At 67.7% G+C, this 15,813-nt stretch carries 12 protein-coding genes; 4 read left to right on the forward strand and 8 right to left on the reverse strand.

Annotated elements, in window-relative coordinates:
- Nucleotides 1-176: 176 nt before the first annotated feature.
- On the reverse strand, nt 177-926 hold the full coding sequence (locus AC1RNL_RS05415) for a hypothetical protein (protein WP_492934647.1): 750 nt from the start codon (nt 924-926) through the stop codon (nt 177-179).
- Nucleotides 927-1,124: 198 nt separating this feature from the next.
- Between AC1RNL_RS05415 and AC1RNL_RS05420 the strand changes: the two genes are divergently transcribed.
- The 3 genes from AC1RNL_RS05420 to AC1RNL_RS05430 all read left to right on the forward strand — a co-directional run bounded on the left by AC1RNL_RS05420 (nt 1,125) and on the right by AC1RNL_RS05430 (nt 3,324).
- The gene (locus AC1RNL_RS05420; protein WP_128189784.1) at nt 1,125-2,384 is read left to right on the forward strand and encodes an ATP-binding protein; all 1,260 of its coding nucleotides are present in this window, start codon (nt 1,125-1,127) and stop codon (nt 2,382-2,384) included.
- 88 nt (nt 2,385-2,472) lie between these two features.
- Nucleotides 2,473-2,754, forward strand: a complete 282-nt coding sequence (locus AC1RNL_RS05425; protein ID WP_364192979.1) for a hypothetical protein — start codon at nt 2,473-2,475, stop codon at nt 2,752-2,754.
- A 21-nt stretch (nt 2,755-2,775) separates the two neighbouring features.
- Nucleotides 2,776-3,324 (forward strand): NYN domain-containing protein, encoded by a 549-nt coding sequence (locus tag AC1RNL_RS05430; protein ID WP_492934648.1) that lies wholly within the window; start codon nt 2,776-2,778, stop codon nt 3,322-3,324.
- Between the two features lie 281 nt (nt 3,325-3,605).
- On the opposite strand, the gene AC1RNL_RS05435 is transcribed toward AC1RNL_RS05430, so the two are convergent.
- From AC1RNL_RS05435 to AC1RNL_RS05465, 7 genes are all read right to left on the reverse strand, one after another.
- The gene (locus AC1RNL_RS05435; protein WP_492934649.1) at nt 3,606-3,827 is read right to left on the reverse strand and encodes a KTSC domain-containing protein; all 222 of its coding nucleotides are present in this window, start codon (nt 3,825-3,827) and stop codon (nt 3,606-3,608) included.
- Complete coding sequence (locus AC1RNL_RS05440; RefSeq protein ID WP_492934650.1) at nt 3,824-5,587, reverse strand: ATP-binding protein; 1,764 nt, start codon at nt 5,585-5,587, stop codon at nt 3,824-3,826. Before AC1RNL_RS05440 ends, AC1RNL_RS05435 begins: the two co-directional genes overlap by 4 nt.
- Nucleotides 5,580-6,752: an SIR2 family protein gene (locus AC1RNL_RS05445; protein ID WP_492934651.1), complete on the reverse strand. Its 1,173-nt coding sequence runs from the start codon at nt 6,750-6,752 to the stop codon at nt 5,580-5,582. The genes AC1RNL_RS05440 and AC1RNL_RS05445 overlap by 8 nt, the downstream gene beginning before the upstream one ends.
- Before the next feature lie 254 nt (nt 6,753-7,006).
- Nucleotides 7,007-10,189 (reverse strand): type I restriction endonuclease subunit R, encoded by a 3,183-nt coding sequence (locus AC1RNL_RS05450; protein ID WP_492934652.1) that lies wholly within the window; start codon nt 10,187-10,189, stop codon nt 7,007-7,009.
- 1 nt (nt 10,190) lies between these two features.
- Complete coding sequence (locus AC1RNL_RS05455) at nt 10,191-11,363, reverse strand: restriction endonuclease subunit S (RefSeq protein ID WP_492934653.1); 1,173 nt, start codon at nt 11,361-11,363, stop codon at nt 10,191-10,193.
- Nucleotides 11,364-11,383: 20 nt separating this feature from the next.
- Complete coding sequence (locus AC1RNL_RS05460; RefSeq protein WP_492934768.1) at nt 11,384-12,955, reverse strand: class I SAM-dependent DNA methyltransferase; 1,572 nt, start codon at nt 12,953-12,955, stop codon at nt 11,384-11,386.
- A gap of 39 nt (nt 12,956-12,994) precedes the next feature.
- The gene (locus tag AC1RNL_RS05465) at nt 12,995-15,142 is read right to left on the reverse strand and encodes a hypothetical protein (protein ID WP_492934654.1); all 2,148 of its coding nucleotides are present in this window, start codon (nt 15,140-15,142) and stop codon (nt 12,995-12,997) included.
- A gap of 3 nt (nt 15,143-15,145) precedes the next feature.
- Here AC1RNL_RS05465 and AC1RNL_RS05470 point away from each other — a divergent pair, with 3 nt between their 5' ends.
- Nucleotides 15,146-15,775, forward strand: coding sequence for a hypothetical protein (locus tag AC1RNL_RS05470; RefSeq protein WP_492934655.1), 630 nt, complete (start codon nt 15,146-15,148; stop codon nt 15,773-15,775).
- The last annotated feature ends 38 nt before the right edge of the window (nt 15,776-15,813 follow it).

Genomic DNA, 15,813 nt, shown 5'->3' on the forward strand with positions numbered 1-15,813 from the left:
CAAGGCATCCGAGGAGCCTGTCGAGTAGCAAGTCAGGCGCCCGCGAGGCCGCCGCGCCCATTCTCAATGTCGAGTAGCGGCCGGCTCCGCCGGCCGCGTATCGAGACCAATCCCGCCCGGCGGCACCCCAACCGCCGGTCGAGCCGCGCGGCGCAGCCGCGCGAGTCGAGACCACGTCACTCCACGCTGAGCCTCACCACTCCCCCGTCGCCCGCCTCCACCTCGAACGCCACGACCACCACCTCCTGCGCGGACTCCCCGAACAGCTCGATGCGCGGGTTGCCGTCACCCCCGAAGTCCTCGTCGCGATACGTGGTCTCCGAGTCGCCCATCTGCGCCCACAGCACCGTCTCGAAGTCAGCGGTCGCGCTGATCGCCTGCGTCGCGGCGCCGATGGTCGCGATCGCGACCCCCGGCCGCCCCGGCTCGACCGTGAGGTCGACCTGCTCCCCCGGCCCCACCGCATCCGTGCTCGTCAGCACCTGCAGCTCGAAGCCGGTCGCATCGCCGCCGTACTCGGCGACCTCGATCGTGTAGCTGCCGGGCTCGAGCACCGTCGCGAGCAGCGGGTCGCGGGTGCTGGTGTCGAGCGCGAAGCCGCCGGCCTCGTCGTAGCCGTCGTCGTTCTCGACGTCGGCGCCGTCGCCGACGATGCGCAGCGTGAGGTCCTCGTCGTCGGTCGAGGATGCGGTGGCGACGACCGCGGCGCGCTGGTCGATGAGCAGCGTGAGCTCGGCCGTGCCGTCGCCGGGGATGAATCCGGCGCGCACGTCGCCTTCGTCGGGCGAGCCCTGCGCGATCGGCTCGAGGCTCTCGGGCCTCGGCACCGGCGGCGGGCTCGGGATGAAGCACCCGGTGAGCGCGAGCGTCGGCATCGCGACGAGGAGGCTGGCGGCGGCGACGCGGCCGACCTGTGCGTGGCGCATGCTGCGGACCCCTTCCGACGCGGTGCGACTGCCCGGCTCGATCGTAGGCCGAGAGGACTGAGCGTCGCGTTCTCGCGCGGACCGCGCCTCACGATCCCATCGTGATCCAGGCCGCCAGCCTCAGCAAAGCAGCCGATTAAGGACAGCGAAACAACGGATTGGCTACAGCGTTCTGCCGGATTGAGATACGGTAGCACCATGCGCCCGACGCTCGACCGCCACCTCGCCGCGCGCGCGAGAGAGCGCCTCGAGTACTCACCGATGCTGGTGATCGAGGGCGCGCGCCAGGTTGGCAAGAGCACGCTGGCCCGACAGATCGCCGCGGAAGGCGCGGTGCACGTGACGCTCGACCATCAACCGACCCGTGACGCAGCGGCGGCCGACCCAGAGGGCTTCGTCGCCCAGGCCGGTGATCGTCAGCTGGTCATCGACGAGCTGCAGCGGCTCCCGCTCCTGACGCTGGCCCTGAAGGCAGCGATCGATGAGGAGCGGCGGCCAGCTCGGTTCATCACGACGGGATCAGCAAGTCTGCTGACGGTGAGAGGTACGGCCGACAGCCTCGCGGGGCGCGCTTCGCGTCTGCGTCTCCACGGCTTCAGCGCCGGGGAGCGAGCCCAGACCTTCGACGACTTCGCGCAGCTCGTGCGCCAGCATGGGGTCTCACGGTTGATCGGTGTCGCCGGCATCTACCAGCGCGCTGGCTATGCAGGACTGGTCACCCACGGCTCCTTCCCTGACGCTCAGCTGCTCCCCGAGCGCGCACGCAACGCGTGGATCGACGACTACCTGCAATCGCTGGTCTCGCGCGACCTGCCGGAGCTGCGACGAGAAGTCCGACCCGCGCGCGTGATGGCCCTGCTCCGAGCACTGAGCGGGCGGCAGTCGTCCGAGCTGGTGCGCGCCCGGCTCGCGACCGAGGTCGGCATCCCCAGCTCGACGATGCCGAGCTATCTCGACCTGCTGCACGATGTGGGACTGATCGCGACGCTGCCGCCGTGGACGCCGAACCTCGCCAAGCGCGAAGTCGGCAAGCCCAAGGCGCTGGTGCTCGACGGTGCCATCGCGACGCGGCTCACTCGGGTGACCGCACGCCAGCTCGCTTCGCTCGAGTATGGCGAGGCGTTCGGCGCCTACCTCGAGGCGTGGGTGACGGCAGAGCTGCTCAAGCAGCAGACGTGGTCGGAGCAGGAGTTCGAGCTCTTCCACTACCGCGATCGGAACGGTCACGAGGTCGACCTCGTCCTCGAGTTCGCCGATGGCGCGGTGCTCGGCATCGAGGTGAAGGCGTCGAGCTCCTACAGCGCACAGCAGTTCCAGGGTCTTGTGAAACTGCGCGACAAGCTCGGGGAACGCTTCCTCGGCGGCATCGTGCTCGGCACGGCGGAGCATGGCTACCGCTATGCCGATCGCCTCGTCGGCGCGCCGGTCTCGGCATTGTGGGAGGCGTCGACGCGCTGACGTACGGCGGCATCAGCGCGGCATCGCGAGCCCTGTCCGCCCTGAGCGTCAGCGCGTCGATGTCAGCGGCCGTCGCCAGGCTGAGCCCATGCACCTCGATCTCGACACCATGGTGGCCATGCAGCGCTCGCGGCTGGCCGAGTTCGTCGGCGGCCCGCTCGACGGCACGGTCACCGACGACTGGGAGCCCGTGCCCGGCACGACCGAGGTGGGCGTGCCGATGGCGCGCATGCCGGTGCCGTACCCGATGGGCGACGCGGTGGCGATCGTCTACGTCTGCATCGGCCGCACCGCCGACGGCCTGCGGTGGCACATGCGCTATGTCGCCCTCGAGGGGCCGGACGGCGACCCGCTCGACGTGCGCTCGTAACGGCCGGGATAGGGTCGCACCATGGCCGAGCGCACCACCTACCTCCTCGTCGACGGCGAGAACATCGACGCGACGCTCGGCATCTCGATCCTCGACCGCCGCCCGGAGCCGCAGGAGCGCCCACGCTGGAACAAGGTGCTCGACTTCGCCGAGCGCACGTGGCAGCAGCCGGTGAAGGGCCTCTTCTTCCTCGCCGTCTCGCACGAGCTGCCGGCGTCGTTCGTGCAGGCGCTCATCGCGATGGGCTACCGACCGGTGCCGCTCAGCGGCGAGGGCAAGGTCGTCGACATCGCGATCCAGAAGACGGCGGATGCGCTGGCCGCCCGGGCAGACGACGTCATGCTCGTGAGCCACGACCGCGACTTCGCGCTGCAAATGCAGCGCCTCGCGCAGGACGGCGCGCGCCGCGTCGGCATCGTCGGCTTCGGCGAATTCATGGCCGGCGACCTGCGCGACGTCGACGGCATCGAGTTCTTCGACCTCGAGTACGACGTGGCGGCGTTCAACTCGCGCCTGCCGCGCGTCCGCATCATCCCGATCGACGAGTTCGACCCGCTCGAGTTCCTCTAGGCGCCTGACTGACGCTCGGGCCGCGCCGCGCCGCGCCGCGCCGCGCCGCGCCCGTCGTCAACCCTGCGCTCGGCACCGCCATTCGCGAGCTCGCGCTCGCGGCGGCTGAGGAGGCACGGCGGCGAAGGCGACGTTCTCCGCCTGGCGCGACCTGTCGATCACGAATCGGCGGTGGCGAGGGACCTGGTACTTGGTCGGGGCCGGCATCGAGCGCCAATTTGTTTGGGTCTGGACGCCCTTTAATGGGGCTTCCGGCTGCATGAAGTCAGGCAAGGAAGCACCTAGTTCGCCCAGCGTCCATTTGGCTTCGCGTTGAGGACAGCTGCGATGTACTTGCCCCGGGACTGGCCGCTCGCGGTGAACTCTTCCCATATAGCCTCGGGGCATGCGGAATACGCCCACTCGACGCCGTTTGGGAAGCGAACGAGAATAGTTTCGCTCTCGGACAGATACGCCTCGGCGACGATCCGGCTCGACCCAACTACGGGCTTCCAATCAATCATTCTTGCTCCTTGTCGTAGATGCCGCGCCAAGACGCGATTGCCGCGCCGACGTCGGGTGAACTCGCGGGCTGCCGCCAAGCTCCGAGGTCCGGATCGTGGGCGTCTGGGAACGGATTAGGCGGGTCGACCAGCGCGCGCGCTGGTAAGCCGACCGCTTCGCCGGAGACGATGGCTTCCCCAGTCCGCAGGGCAGGCAACAGCGCCGCAAGCCCCGACACGCTGTCAGGCAACGCTGCCCGAATCTTGGCCTGATCGGCCGAGTTGCTCAGCCGCAGCGCTATGAGCGTGCCGACCTGAGCTAGCGCAGTGTCGGGCAGTTCCGAGGGACGTTGCGTGACAAGAACCAGGCCCACGCCGTACTTGCGGCCCTCGCGAGCGATGCGATTAGCCGCACTGCTCGCCATGTTGGCTACGGCCGGCCCGAGGTAGCGATGCGCTTCCTCTAGAACGATAAGCACTGGGCGGCTACGGCCGATCCCGGTACCGTCAAGAGGGGCGCGGACCGCTGTTTCAAACAGCAACGACAGGATAACCCCAATTGCCAACTCGCTTGCCTCGTCTGGAACCCCGCTGAAGTCGAGGATCGAGACCGGCTGCTCTCGCCCTAGCCAGTTCGCCACCTCCTCCATCAGGGGATCCTGACCCTTGGGGTCGCCGGTTGGCCCCTGGAGGAAGACGCGACGCGGGTCGAGGAGCCCCAGACGCAGCAATTCAGGAACCGCACCATAGACGCCATGGATGGGGCCTTTGAACGGGGCAGCGCCGCCCGGGCCATATGCTGCGAATGTCGTTCGAACTAGCGCTTGCGGGTCGCCCTGCACTTCAATGATTGCCGTTTCTGGATCATTCTTGTCTTGTCGAACTTCGTTGTTCTCAGCATCCAGTTGGTGCCAGACCCTGCGAAGGTCGAAAGGGATAGGCGTGTCCGCGGTAACGGCTTCAGAATCGAGCGCGAGCCAGTCGGCTTCAGCCGCGAAGGCCCGACGCTCCTGCGTGACAAGATCGCGGAAACGGGCCTGGACCGTGCCGCCTCCCTGCGTTCCCGCGAAGGCGTGCAGGATGTCGAGCGCGGGCAAGGCCCAATAGGGCACCTGGAGACGTCGGTCTCCTTCGGCAAGAACCGAGCGTATGGACGCGTGGCCGCGAAGTGCCTCAGCGTACTCGCCGTGCGGGTCAATGACGACGATGTTCGCTGCGTCCCAGCCCCCTCGCGAGAACCCTTGCAGGAGAGAGGCAACGCAACTCGTCTTACCTGCCCCGGTGGATCCTACGATGGCAGCGTGACGCGTCACGAAGCGATTAGCGTCAAGGCAGATTGGCACTTCCTCAGCCGCCGCGAGGCGACCGAGGCGCAGCAATCTCTCATTGGGCCGGGGGAAGAGCGAGCGCAGATCATCGGCTGTAGCAAAGTGGACGGGATCGTCCAGACCCGGATACGTCCCCACTCCTCGTTGGAACCGCCCAGTGCCCCGATCAATCTCACCTAGCAACTCGATCTGGAGCCATCGCTCCCCGACTTGAACAGCGTCCACCGGCTGAGCAGTTCCGCTCAGTTCCGCAATTCCGAGGAGCCCAACCTGCCCGACCAGATCAACGAGTCCCTGCGGAATCCTCACCATCGAGCCGACTTGACCGATGCGTTGCAGACGCCCACGATAGATGGGTGCTGCGCCCGCCAGATCAGGGTCGAGGGCCACTGTGACGCGAGCCCCGAGGACGTGTCTAACGCGACCAATGCAGGTCGGCTCCGACTCACTCATTGGAGATTGCTGCCCTTGACAGCAGATCTTCCAGACGGGCCTGGAGCTCGCCGCGCGGAGGAGAACTCCTCGCCAGGAAGCGTGTGAGGGAGTCGAAATTACCGAGCAAGAACGCGCCGTCCTGCCATACATCGGACGGTATCGCTCCCGGCTCGCTCCAGGCAGCCCGTATGCCCCCGATAATCGCCTCAGTGCGCGTAACGACTTGAACATTGGGCGTCGTGGTTGCCAACGCCGCTAGCTCTTCAGGGATCTCAGAGAAACAAAAGACCACAGTTTCAGACCGTGAGCGTCGCCGAGCCGCAGCGAAGATGGTCTCGTTTAAGTGCTGATCGCCGAACGCGTAGCCCGTGACCAGCGTCAGAGTCTCGGTCTCCTCCAGGGAACGACGCAGACGATCCTGGAGCACAAGGAATGGGACCCGTCGCGACTCATCGTACTTGGCGTCTGACGGGTAGATCGCGGCCGGTTGTCCGCCGGGCGCGATCGTTCCGAGGCGCACGACCGCTGGGTTTTCGTCTTCAGTCCAGACCCAATGTACTGAGCCGTGCAACTTCCACAGACGCACGAGGAACGCCGGAAGAGACTCCCCTGCTGATTGAAACCCGCGTACCGCGTCGCCGCTTGCTTCCACTAGGTCGCTGCGGAACCGCGCACGCAGGGTGCCGACAAAACCATCAAAGTACGGGACGCCTAGGGCTTCTAGTCCCGTCTCAACGAGCAAGTCGTAGTTGACTGTGAAAATTTCGAGAGGGCGGTGGTAGTCGGCTCTGGCCGCCCACGACGCTAAGCGCAGCATCGGCTCGAGAGTAGCGCTTCCGGACGTCAGGCTCTCTATGATAATCCGGCACACTTCGACGTCCAGCGCATTCGCTTCCTCAGCGCTCAGCCCGTCTACTGTGTCGTCTGCGCCTCGGAGGAGCGTCGATATCCGGCGCAAACGACTGAGAACTTGCTCCAGGTTTCTATCTGTTGCGAGCCGATCGAAAGCAGCCAGTTGTTCGTCCTCCAAGGCAGCCCGGAGGTGTTCGGTGAGTCCTGCCACATCGGGAAGCCCGCACGCCTTCGACGCCCCGGCACCGAGGAACAAGCACACGTGGCGTGAACGTGACGCAAGCTTCTCGCTCAATCCATTCACGAACTCCACGACATTGTGCGGCGACATGACATGAGACTACTGCGGAAGCAACAAGTCCCTGAACGTTTAGGCGCTAGGTCGTGAGGTAGCGGCATCTTCCTGAAGGGCACCGCCTCGGCGTGCCGCGAGGACTAGTCCATCCGAACGCCGCTCGCCTCTCGCAGCACTCTGGATTCGCTTCGGGCGCCCCAAGTCGGCATGACTCTGGCACGTCCATGCACGCGACCGTTAGGGGGACATGCTCGACCGTGCTTCCGTCACGGCCACCTGTCCCAACCCAGTCACAAGTGCAAAGTTGCCGCTTTCGGCGCCGTGCTGTATCGCGGCGCCATCTGCTCCATCTGATCCATGACGAGCCTTATGGCCTCAGGCTGCCGGTCCGGCGGGTACCCGTGCTTCACGAGTAGCCGCTTGATCGACGACCGCAGCTTCGCTCGCACGTCGTCGCGCACCGTCCAGTCCGTGCGCACGTCGCGTCGCATCACCGCGACGAGCTCGCGCGCGATGTCGGCGAGCACGCCCTCACCCTGCACCTCGACGGCGGATTCGTTCTGCGCGACGGCGTCGAAGAAGGCAAGCTCGTCGTCGTTCAGTGGCGGTGAGAAGCGCTTGCCACGCTCGGCGTCCGCAGCGATCTCCTTCGCGAGCTCGACGAGCTCGGCGATGACCTCAGCCGACGTCAGCTGCTGGTTCGTGTAGCGGTTCATCACCTCGGCAATCCGCTCCGCGAACGCCCGCTGCCGCACCAGGTTCGACGCCGAGGTTCGCTTCGACTCCTCGACGAGCGTCGCGCGCAGCGCCTCGATCGCGAGCTGGGGATTGGGCGCGGCCTGCGCCTTCGCGAGGAACTCGGGGGACAGCTCATGCAGCGACGGCCGAGGGATGCCGGCCGCCTCGTAGATGTCGACGATGTCGCCGGTGCCCGTCGCCTTCGCGACGAGGTCGCCGAGCAGGCGAGCGATGTCCGCGGGCACCGGCTCCCCGCGGGCCTGCCGCTCGCGCGCGTCGAACTTCGCGACGAGGATCCGCACCTCCTCGTAGAAGCGGATCTCCTGCTTGAGGTCGGCGAGCGTCGCCATGCCGCCGGCGAGCGCCCATGCACGCGCCAACTGCCCCGTGAGCCTCCGGAACGACGCGACCCGTGTCTCCTGCTCGAGCTCGGGCGCATTCGCCGGGTCTGCGGCATCACGGATGTGGTTTGCCGCGCCGGTCACGGCACGCACCATCGAGCGCGGGTCGTTGCGATCGAGCTCGCGGCGCCAGTCGTACCCGGTGAACAACGCCCGCAGCTCGTCGACCATCGCGCGCGCGACGACCGCAGCCTCGTCGATCTCGCGGCCGACGGGCCGCTCCACCTGGTCGGTCTGCGTATATTCCGCGAGCGCCTTCGAGAGGTTCTCGACCAGCGGCGCGTACGAGACCAGTAGGCCGTCGCGCTTGCCGCGGAACGTGCGGTTCACCCGAGCGAGCGTCTGCATGAGCAGCGCTCCCTTCAGCGGTCGGTCGAGGTAGAGGGTGTGGAGCGGCGGCGCATCGAAGCCGGTGAGCATCATGTCCTTGACGATCACGAGCTCGAGCACGTCGTCGACGTCCTTCAGCCGCTCTTTGATCGCGGCGTTCTGGCTGTCGCGCCGCACGTGGTCGCTGATCGGCTGCGGATCTGCCGGTGTGCCCGAGTAGACGACCTTGATGACGCCAGCCGAGTCGGCATCCGCGTGCCACTCGGGGCGCAGCGCGACGATCTCGGCATAGAGCCGCGCGCAGATGTCGCGGGTAGCGCCGACGATGAGCGCCTTGCCGTTCGCGCCGATGAACGGCGTCATTGCGGCGCGGCGCCGCTCCCAGTGCGCGACGATGTCGGCGGCGAGCGCCCGCAGGCGCTCGGGTGCGCCGTAGACCGCGTTGAGCACGGCGACCGATGCCTCCAGCTTCGCCCGCTCGGCTTCGTCGAGCCCAATGGTCGCCTCGTCGGCGGCCGCGTTGATCTGGTCCTCGCTGAGCTCCCGCTCAACCGCGATGAGCCGCGGCTCGAACGCCACGGGCACGGTCGCGCCGTCGTCGACCGCCCGCGTGAGGTCGTAGATGTCGATGTAGTCGCCGAAGACCTCGCGGGTGTTGCGCTCGGCGAACGAGATAGGCGTGCCGGTGAAGGCGATGAGTGTCGCGTTCGGCAGCGCATCGCGCAGGTGCCGCGCGTAGCCGTCGAGGTCGTCGTAGTGACTGCGGTGCGCCTCGTCGACGACCACGACGATGTTGCGGCGTGATGAGAGCAGAGGATGCGCGAGGCCAGCATCGCGTTCGGCCCGCGTGGGGGCGAACTTCTGCAGCGTCGTGAAGAGGATGCCGCCGGTGGAACGGCCGTCAAGCGCGTCTCGCAGCGCCTGCCGCGAGCCGACGCGCTGGGGTCGTTCGGGGAGCAGCAGGCTTCGGGCGAACCCGTCGAAGAGCTGCGAGTCGAGCTCGTTGCGGTCGGTGATGACGACGATCGTGGGGTTGCCGAGCTGCGGCTTCCTGGCGATGAGCGCCGAGTAGAGCTCCATCTCCATCGACTTGCCGGAGCCTTGCGTGTGCCAGACCACGCCCGCCTTGCCGTTCGAGCGCACCGCCTCGATGGTCGCCGCGACGGCCTTCGTCACGGCGAAGTACTGGTGCGGCTTGGCGATGCGCTTGGTCAGGCCCTCGTCGCTGCCGTCGAAGGCGGTGTAGTGGCGCACGAGCTGCAGGAACCGCTCCTGGTTGCCGAGCCCGTCGAGCACCTGCTCGAGCCCGGTGTCGGGTGCGTCCTGGGTGCCGTACTCGACGCGGCTGCCGTCCTCGTCGACGTTCCAGGGCGCGATGTGATTGAGCGGCGTGAACGGCGTGCCGTACTTCGCGGTCTGGCCGTTGCTGAAGATCACGAAGACGGTAAAGCGGAACGCCATCGGCAGCTCGCGCACGTAGGTCTGCACCTGCGCGTGGGCGGCGGCCGTCTCGTCGTCAGCGCTCGATCGCTTGAGCTCGACGACACCCAGCGGCATGCCGTTGACGTAGAGCACGACGTCGAAGCGGCGGTGGTGCTCGCGGTCGCGCACTGTCACCTGGTTGACCGCGAGCCAGTCGTTCTCCTCGGGCCGGTCGCTGAGCACCCGGATCGTCGGGTGCTGCTCGACGCCCTCCTCGTCGATGTAGGTGAGGCGGTAGCCGTCGACGAGGATCTCGTGGACGCGGTGGTTCTCGGTGATCGCATCCAGGCTTGTCGGCTGCGCGATCTCGCCGAGCGCCTGCGCGAGGTGCTGCGGCGGCACGTGCGGGTTGAGTCGCTGCATCGCGGCGAGCAACCTAGGACGGATGAGCGGGTCGTCCCAGCGCTCGCGCTCGTCGGTGCCGGGTGCAATCTCGGTGCCGTGCTTGGGCTGCCACCCGAGCGGCTCGGCGAGCGTCTCGAGCGCGATCTCCTCCCACGTGGCCTCCGAGATCAGCGCCATCTCACACCGCCTCCTCGACTGCCCGTTCAGCGTCCTTGACCCGAAGCCTGCCAGACATCAGTTCGGGCAGGAGTGCGTCGCGCATCCGACGCAGTGTTACTGATTCGAAGTCCCCGCTCGCGGCGTACGTAAGGAGCGACTCGATTTGAGATCCGGCGTGCTGGCGGAGCGGCCCAACCGGCCACTTGACGGCGAGTCCCGCGACTGAACCCTTCGAGACATGCTGTTGCGCAGCGCCCGTAGCGTGCTTCAGGAGTTCCGGAACGGCATCTCGGATTGCGAAGTGGAGCCAGGCAGAGTCTGCGGCGGAATCTGTCCAGGCCCCAACGAGCGACTGATTGCCCGACGCTTCGATCTCCAGGCGCGAGACCTGGCCGAGCGTTGCTCCGGTGATCGCGATGACGGTGGCCCCGATCGGCATCAGCTTCGCGGCGCTCTTCTGCAACGCCTCTGCAGTTATGAGCGTTGTTGGCTCAACGATGCGATCCGCGTTTGCTGCGCCCGATTGCAGCCATGGCACCTTGCCGTCCGACCAATACGTCGCGTTCGACCGCGCAGGCGTCCCCCCGAGCACAACCGTTGCGATGTCGCCGATTCGCTCGGTGCGGACTGAGCGACGGGATGTCGAATCAAATATTGATTGTGAAAGGTCGAAAGCTGCCTGAGCTCGGTTCGCGTTGGCGACGATCTTGTCGTCGAGCGCGCCCAGTACCGCAGCGATCGCTTGCTGCTCAGCGATCGCCGGTAGCGGGATGATCAGCGCGGACAGTTGGGCCTTTGTTAGCGCGCGTCGCGTGGCGCCGCCTCCCGCTTGCTGAAGAAGCGCTGACTTGGTTGTCGGCGACGCCAGCAACTTTTGAAGGTATACCGGGTCGAGACACGCACGGTCGACACGCAGGATCGCGACATGCTGGTTGACGCGCGCCGGGAGTAGCCGTTCGTCGACGACGGCGGTCCTTGCCACTGACTCACCCGTAATGTTGATGAGAACGTCACCACGTTGCACTTCAACGCTTCTAAGCGCGTAGGCGGCGTCGTCGCTGATGTGGGCGATATCCGCGACTCGCATCGCGTGATCCAGGACATTCTGAGAGCGGATCAATGTCACGCCACGGTCTGTGTAGACAGTTGAGCCCCCACGGGGCGTTGCACCAGAGCCGATCTTGATGGTCACGTCGCCGAGTCGGACTCGCTTCACGAGACTCGCCCCAGCTGCTTGCGCACGACCGCCGCCAGGCGGTCGGACTGCTCCATCTGTGCGAACAGGTCCGCGGTCAGGCGCCCCAACTTGTGCTCGAACGGCTCGCTGTCTTCGTCGGTTTGGGCGCTACCGACGTAGCGCCCAGGGGTAAGCGCGTACTCGGCGTCCGCGATGTCGGCGAGCGTCGCCGAGTACGAGAAACCCGCGATGTCCTCGTAGGGGGCATCGGGAGCCGACGCGGTGCCGCGCCAGGCGTGGAAGGTGTCGGCGATACGCGCAATGTCGTCGTCGCTCAGCGCGCGCTCCGCGCGGTCGACCATGTGGCCGAGATCGCGGGCGTCGATGAAGAGTACCTGGCCGGCGCGATCGATCGAGCCGTTCTTGCCAGCGGACTTGTCCTTCGCAAAAAACCAAACGCAGACCGGGATCGGCGTCGAACGGAAGAGCTGCCCCGGCAATGCCACCATGCATGAGACGAGGTCCGCCTCGACGATTTCCGCGCGGATCTTGCTCTCCCCGCCCGCGTTCGACGACATCGAGCCATTGGCCATCACGACGCCCGCCCGGCCGTCGGGCGCGAGCTTCGAGAGGATGTGCTGGATCCACGCGTAGTTCGCGTTGCCTGCGGGCGGCACGCCGAAGCGCCAGCGCGCGTCATCCTCCTTGCGCGACCAGTCCTTGATGTTGAAGGGCGGGTTCGCCATGACCACGTCGGCCTCGAGCCCCGGGTGCAGGTCGCGCGCGAACGTGTCGCCCCACGACGACCCGAGGTTGCCCTGCAGGCCGTGGATCGCGAGGTTCATGCGCGCCATGCGCCACGTCCGCTCGTTGTGCTCCTGCCCGTAGACCGAGATGTCGCTGCCCTCGTGGTGGTGCGCCTCGAGGAACTTCTCGGCCTGCACGAACATGCCTCCCGAGCCGCAGCACGGGTCGTAGACGCGACCGCTCTTCGGCTCGAGCAGCTCGACGAGCACGCGCACGACGCCCGCCGGCGTGTAGAACTCGCCCCCTCGCTTGCCCTCGGCGGCGGCGAACTTCTCGAGGAAGTACTCGTACACCTCGCCCAGGAGGTCTCGGGCGCGCTTCGCGCCCTCGCCCGCGAAGCGCGCGTTGTCGAGCAGGCCGATCAGCTCGCCGAGGCGCCGCTGGTCGACGCTGTCGCGGTTGAAGGCGCGGGGGAGCGTGCCGGCGAGCGGCGCGTTCTCGTCCATGAGCGCCTTCATCGCGTCGTCGATCAGCTGCCCGGCCGACTTGCGGCCCTCACCCTCGGTGCCCTCGGCGCCCTTCGCGCTCCCGGCGAGGAACGACCAGCGCGCCTGCTCCGGCACCCAGAAGACGCCGTGCCCCACGTACTCGTCGACGTCGTCGATCAGCTGCGCGATCTGCCCGTCGTCGAGCCCGTCTGCCTCGAGCTCCGAGCGGATCTTCCCGCGTCGCTCCTCGAACGCATCCGACACGTACTTGAGGAAGACGAGGCCGAGCACGACGTCCTTGTACTGCGACGCATCCATCGACCCGCGCAGCTTGTCGGCCGCCTTCCACAGCGTGTCCTTGAGCTCCTTCATCGTCGAGGGCGCTGCCTCGACCGTTGCCTTGCGTGCCACCTAGTGACCTCCTTCTTCGGTCTGCTCGTCAGCGTGCTCACCCGAAGGGGCGAGCACGCCGGCGACGAATCCATCCACGAGCGCCCGCTCGTACTCCTCGAGCCGCGCGAGCTGCTGGTGCAGCACGCCCATGCGGTCGACGATGTCGACCAGCGACTCGCGCATCGCCGGGTGCGCGCCCGGGGCGAGCCGTCGCACAGGCCAGGTCTTCCAGTCGCCGCGCGCGAAGCGCTCGATGTCGTGCTCGAGCAGCGCCGGCTCGATCGGCGCATGCGCCGCCCGGTCGACGCGCAGGATCGCGGCGGGAGCCTCGACGACGAGCGCGCCGTAGCGGTCGAGCATCGCCGCGGGGCTCTCGCCACCCACGACGATGACGTCGCCGGGCTCGGTGAGCCGGGCGCTGCGGCCCAGTTGCGCGAACCGCAGTCGGTCGACGTAGCGGGTCTGACCTGGGCCACGGAGCTCGCTCGGCGAGACGACACGGAAGCCGCGCTGCGGGTCGTCGGTGAAGAGGTCGGCAGGGATGCGCGTGCCGGGGATGCGCCGGATCTGCCGGTCGCGCACGAGGTCGCCGAGCGCGGCGGGCGGAAGCGGCGCCTCGCCTCCCTCGCGCGGGGCGACCGGAGGCATTCGCTCGCCGAACGCTTCGACACGCCTGCGCGCTTCGAAGAAGCGCGAGACGAGCTCGGCGTCGGGGGCGACGTCGGCGCGACGGGGCCTCGAGGGGACGAGGCGACCGCCGAGCGCGAGCATGGATCGCAGCGGCACCGGCCGGCCGAAGCGGAAGGCGCGCAGATGCCTCTCGTGGCGGTCGCCGAGGCTGCTCAGCAGGTCGAGCACCGCATCGTGGCGCACGTCCGGCGTCAGATCGAGGTCGTCGAGGTCGACGGCCACGACCGAGCGATCGGCCGCCGGCACATCGTGCTGCGGCGAGCCCAGCACCCAGATGGCCAGATGCGCTCGCGAAGCGCCCACAGCGCACCCGCGCGGGAGCCGCGCGATCGAGCGCAGTCGGCCGAGACGAAGGACGCTGGCCCTCAGTCGATCGGCCTCGCCTGTGAGCGGCTCGATCAGCAGCGACGCCGGTCCGATGATGAGCGCGTGCTGGTCATCGGTCATCGAGAGCGCGACGTCGTCGATCTCGGTCAGGCTCCGCGAAGCGTCGACGCTGCCCGACACGGGCAGCTGCACGATGTGCAGCGCGGGCTCGCCGCCTGGCTCGTCTGCGAGGGTCCGCGTGCCGCTCGCCTGGCCGGAGACGGCGATCATCCGCCGCAGCGCCCGCAGCTCGCCATCGGCTGAGCCGCGCACCGCGATGTCGACCTCCCGGTCGGCAGCGGTCACCAGACGTCGCATCAGCGGACCAGCGGCTGCGACCGGCAGTACCAGCGTCGGCGCGGCGTCGCCGCCCTCGACGGCGGCGGCCACCATGCCGCGAGCCGCCGCTTCGATCAGGTCGAGCGCCGGCTCGGTCAACGCGAGCGCGCGGTCGGTGTCGGATGCGTCCAGCAGACGGGAGAGGGCAGCGATCGTCGTGTAGTCCGCATCTACCGCGGCGTCGACGTGGCGCGCGAGCCTCGGAAGGTCGTCGACGCAGGCGATGATCTCTGCACGAAGCATCGCGTCGTCAGGATCGATCTCAAGCGCGAGACGCTGCAGCTCGGCGGCACCAAGCAAAGCGATCGGTGCGCCGTGCAGTTCGCGCAGCGTCATCAGCGCGGCCAGCGACGCGCTCGAGTCTGCGCCAGAAGGCGGGGGCGTGGCGTACGCCGCGGCGTCGAGCAGCGCCTCGGGGTTGTTGCCGCGGCCCGTGCGCTCGAGCCACGCGGCGACCTCTGCAGCGTCGAACGTCGGGCGCTGCGGGTCATCGTTGACAGGCGTCGGGAACGGATCTTCTGCGGAACGGGTGCGGCTGCGCCACATCGACACGACGGGGCGCTGCACGCGCGCGAGCCGCGCGACGCCCTGCATGCCGATCGTGGTCATGGGCCCCCTTCCATCCGGTTCAGCATAAGTCGGGGATCGAATCGTCGCACGGTGCACTTTGATAAGGGGGCTTATCACCGCTGCCAGAGCACTTTTCGGCCGTCGACTGCATTCTCGTCGTGTCGCATCCCGCGGCACATGAAGGTCGATCGAGAGGAGCATCCGATGAACTCGACCCTCACCCGCAGCGCCGCAATGAGTGCTGCACTGATCGCCAGCCTCGGCCTGTCCGCATGCTTCATGCCGCCCTCGCCTGCCGCTGCGCCGTCCGGTGACACTGCCTCTTCGGCAGAGGTCGAGGACGCAGCCGTCGAGCCCTCTACGGCTGAGCCGGCGGCCTCGAGCGAAGCGGCGGAGCCGCCCGCCGAGCAGGGCACGCGCGACAACCCGTGGCGTGCGGGCGACCAGCTCGTGACCGACGAGTGGGAGCTCGTCGTCGGTGCGACGAACCTCGACGCGAATGCGATCGTCGCCGAGGGCAACATGTTCAACGACCCGCCGGACGCCGGGTTCCAGTACATCCAGGTGCCGCTCTCGGTCACCTACGTCGGCGACGAGTCGGCCAGCACGATGGAGATCCAGGTCGCGTACGTCGCGGCCTCGGGAGAGACGTATGAGGCCTGGGATGCATCCGTCGCGGTACCCGACGACAACCAGATGCAGGAGCTGTACAGCGGCGGCACCGCGTCATTCAACGAGTACCTGATGGTGCCGTCCGAGGGCATCGCCGATGGGCTCCTGCGCGTGGAAGTCGGCATGATCGGCGGCGCCCAGGGCTTCGTCACGCTCGATTGACGACCATGCTGCTGCATCGAGAGGAAGCCGCGGCGCCC

The sequence above is a fragment of the Agrococcus sp. GW821-FHT14H11 genome, from assembly GCF_058803545.1.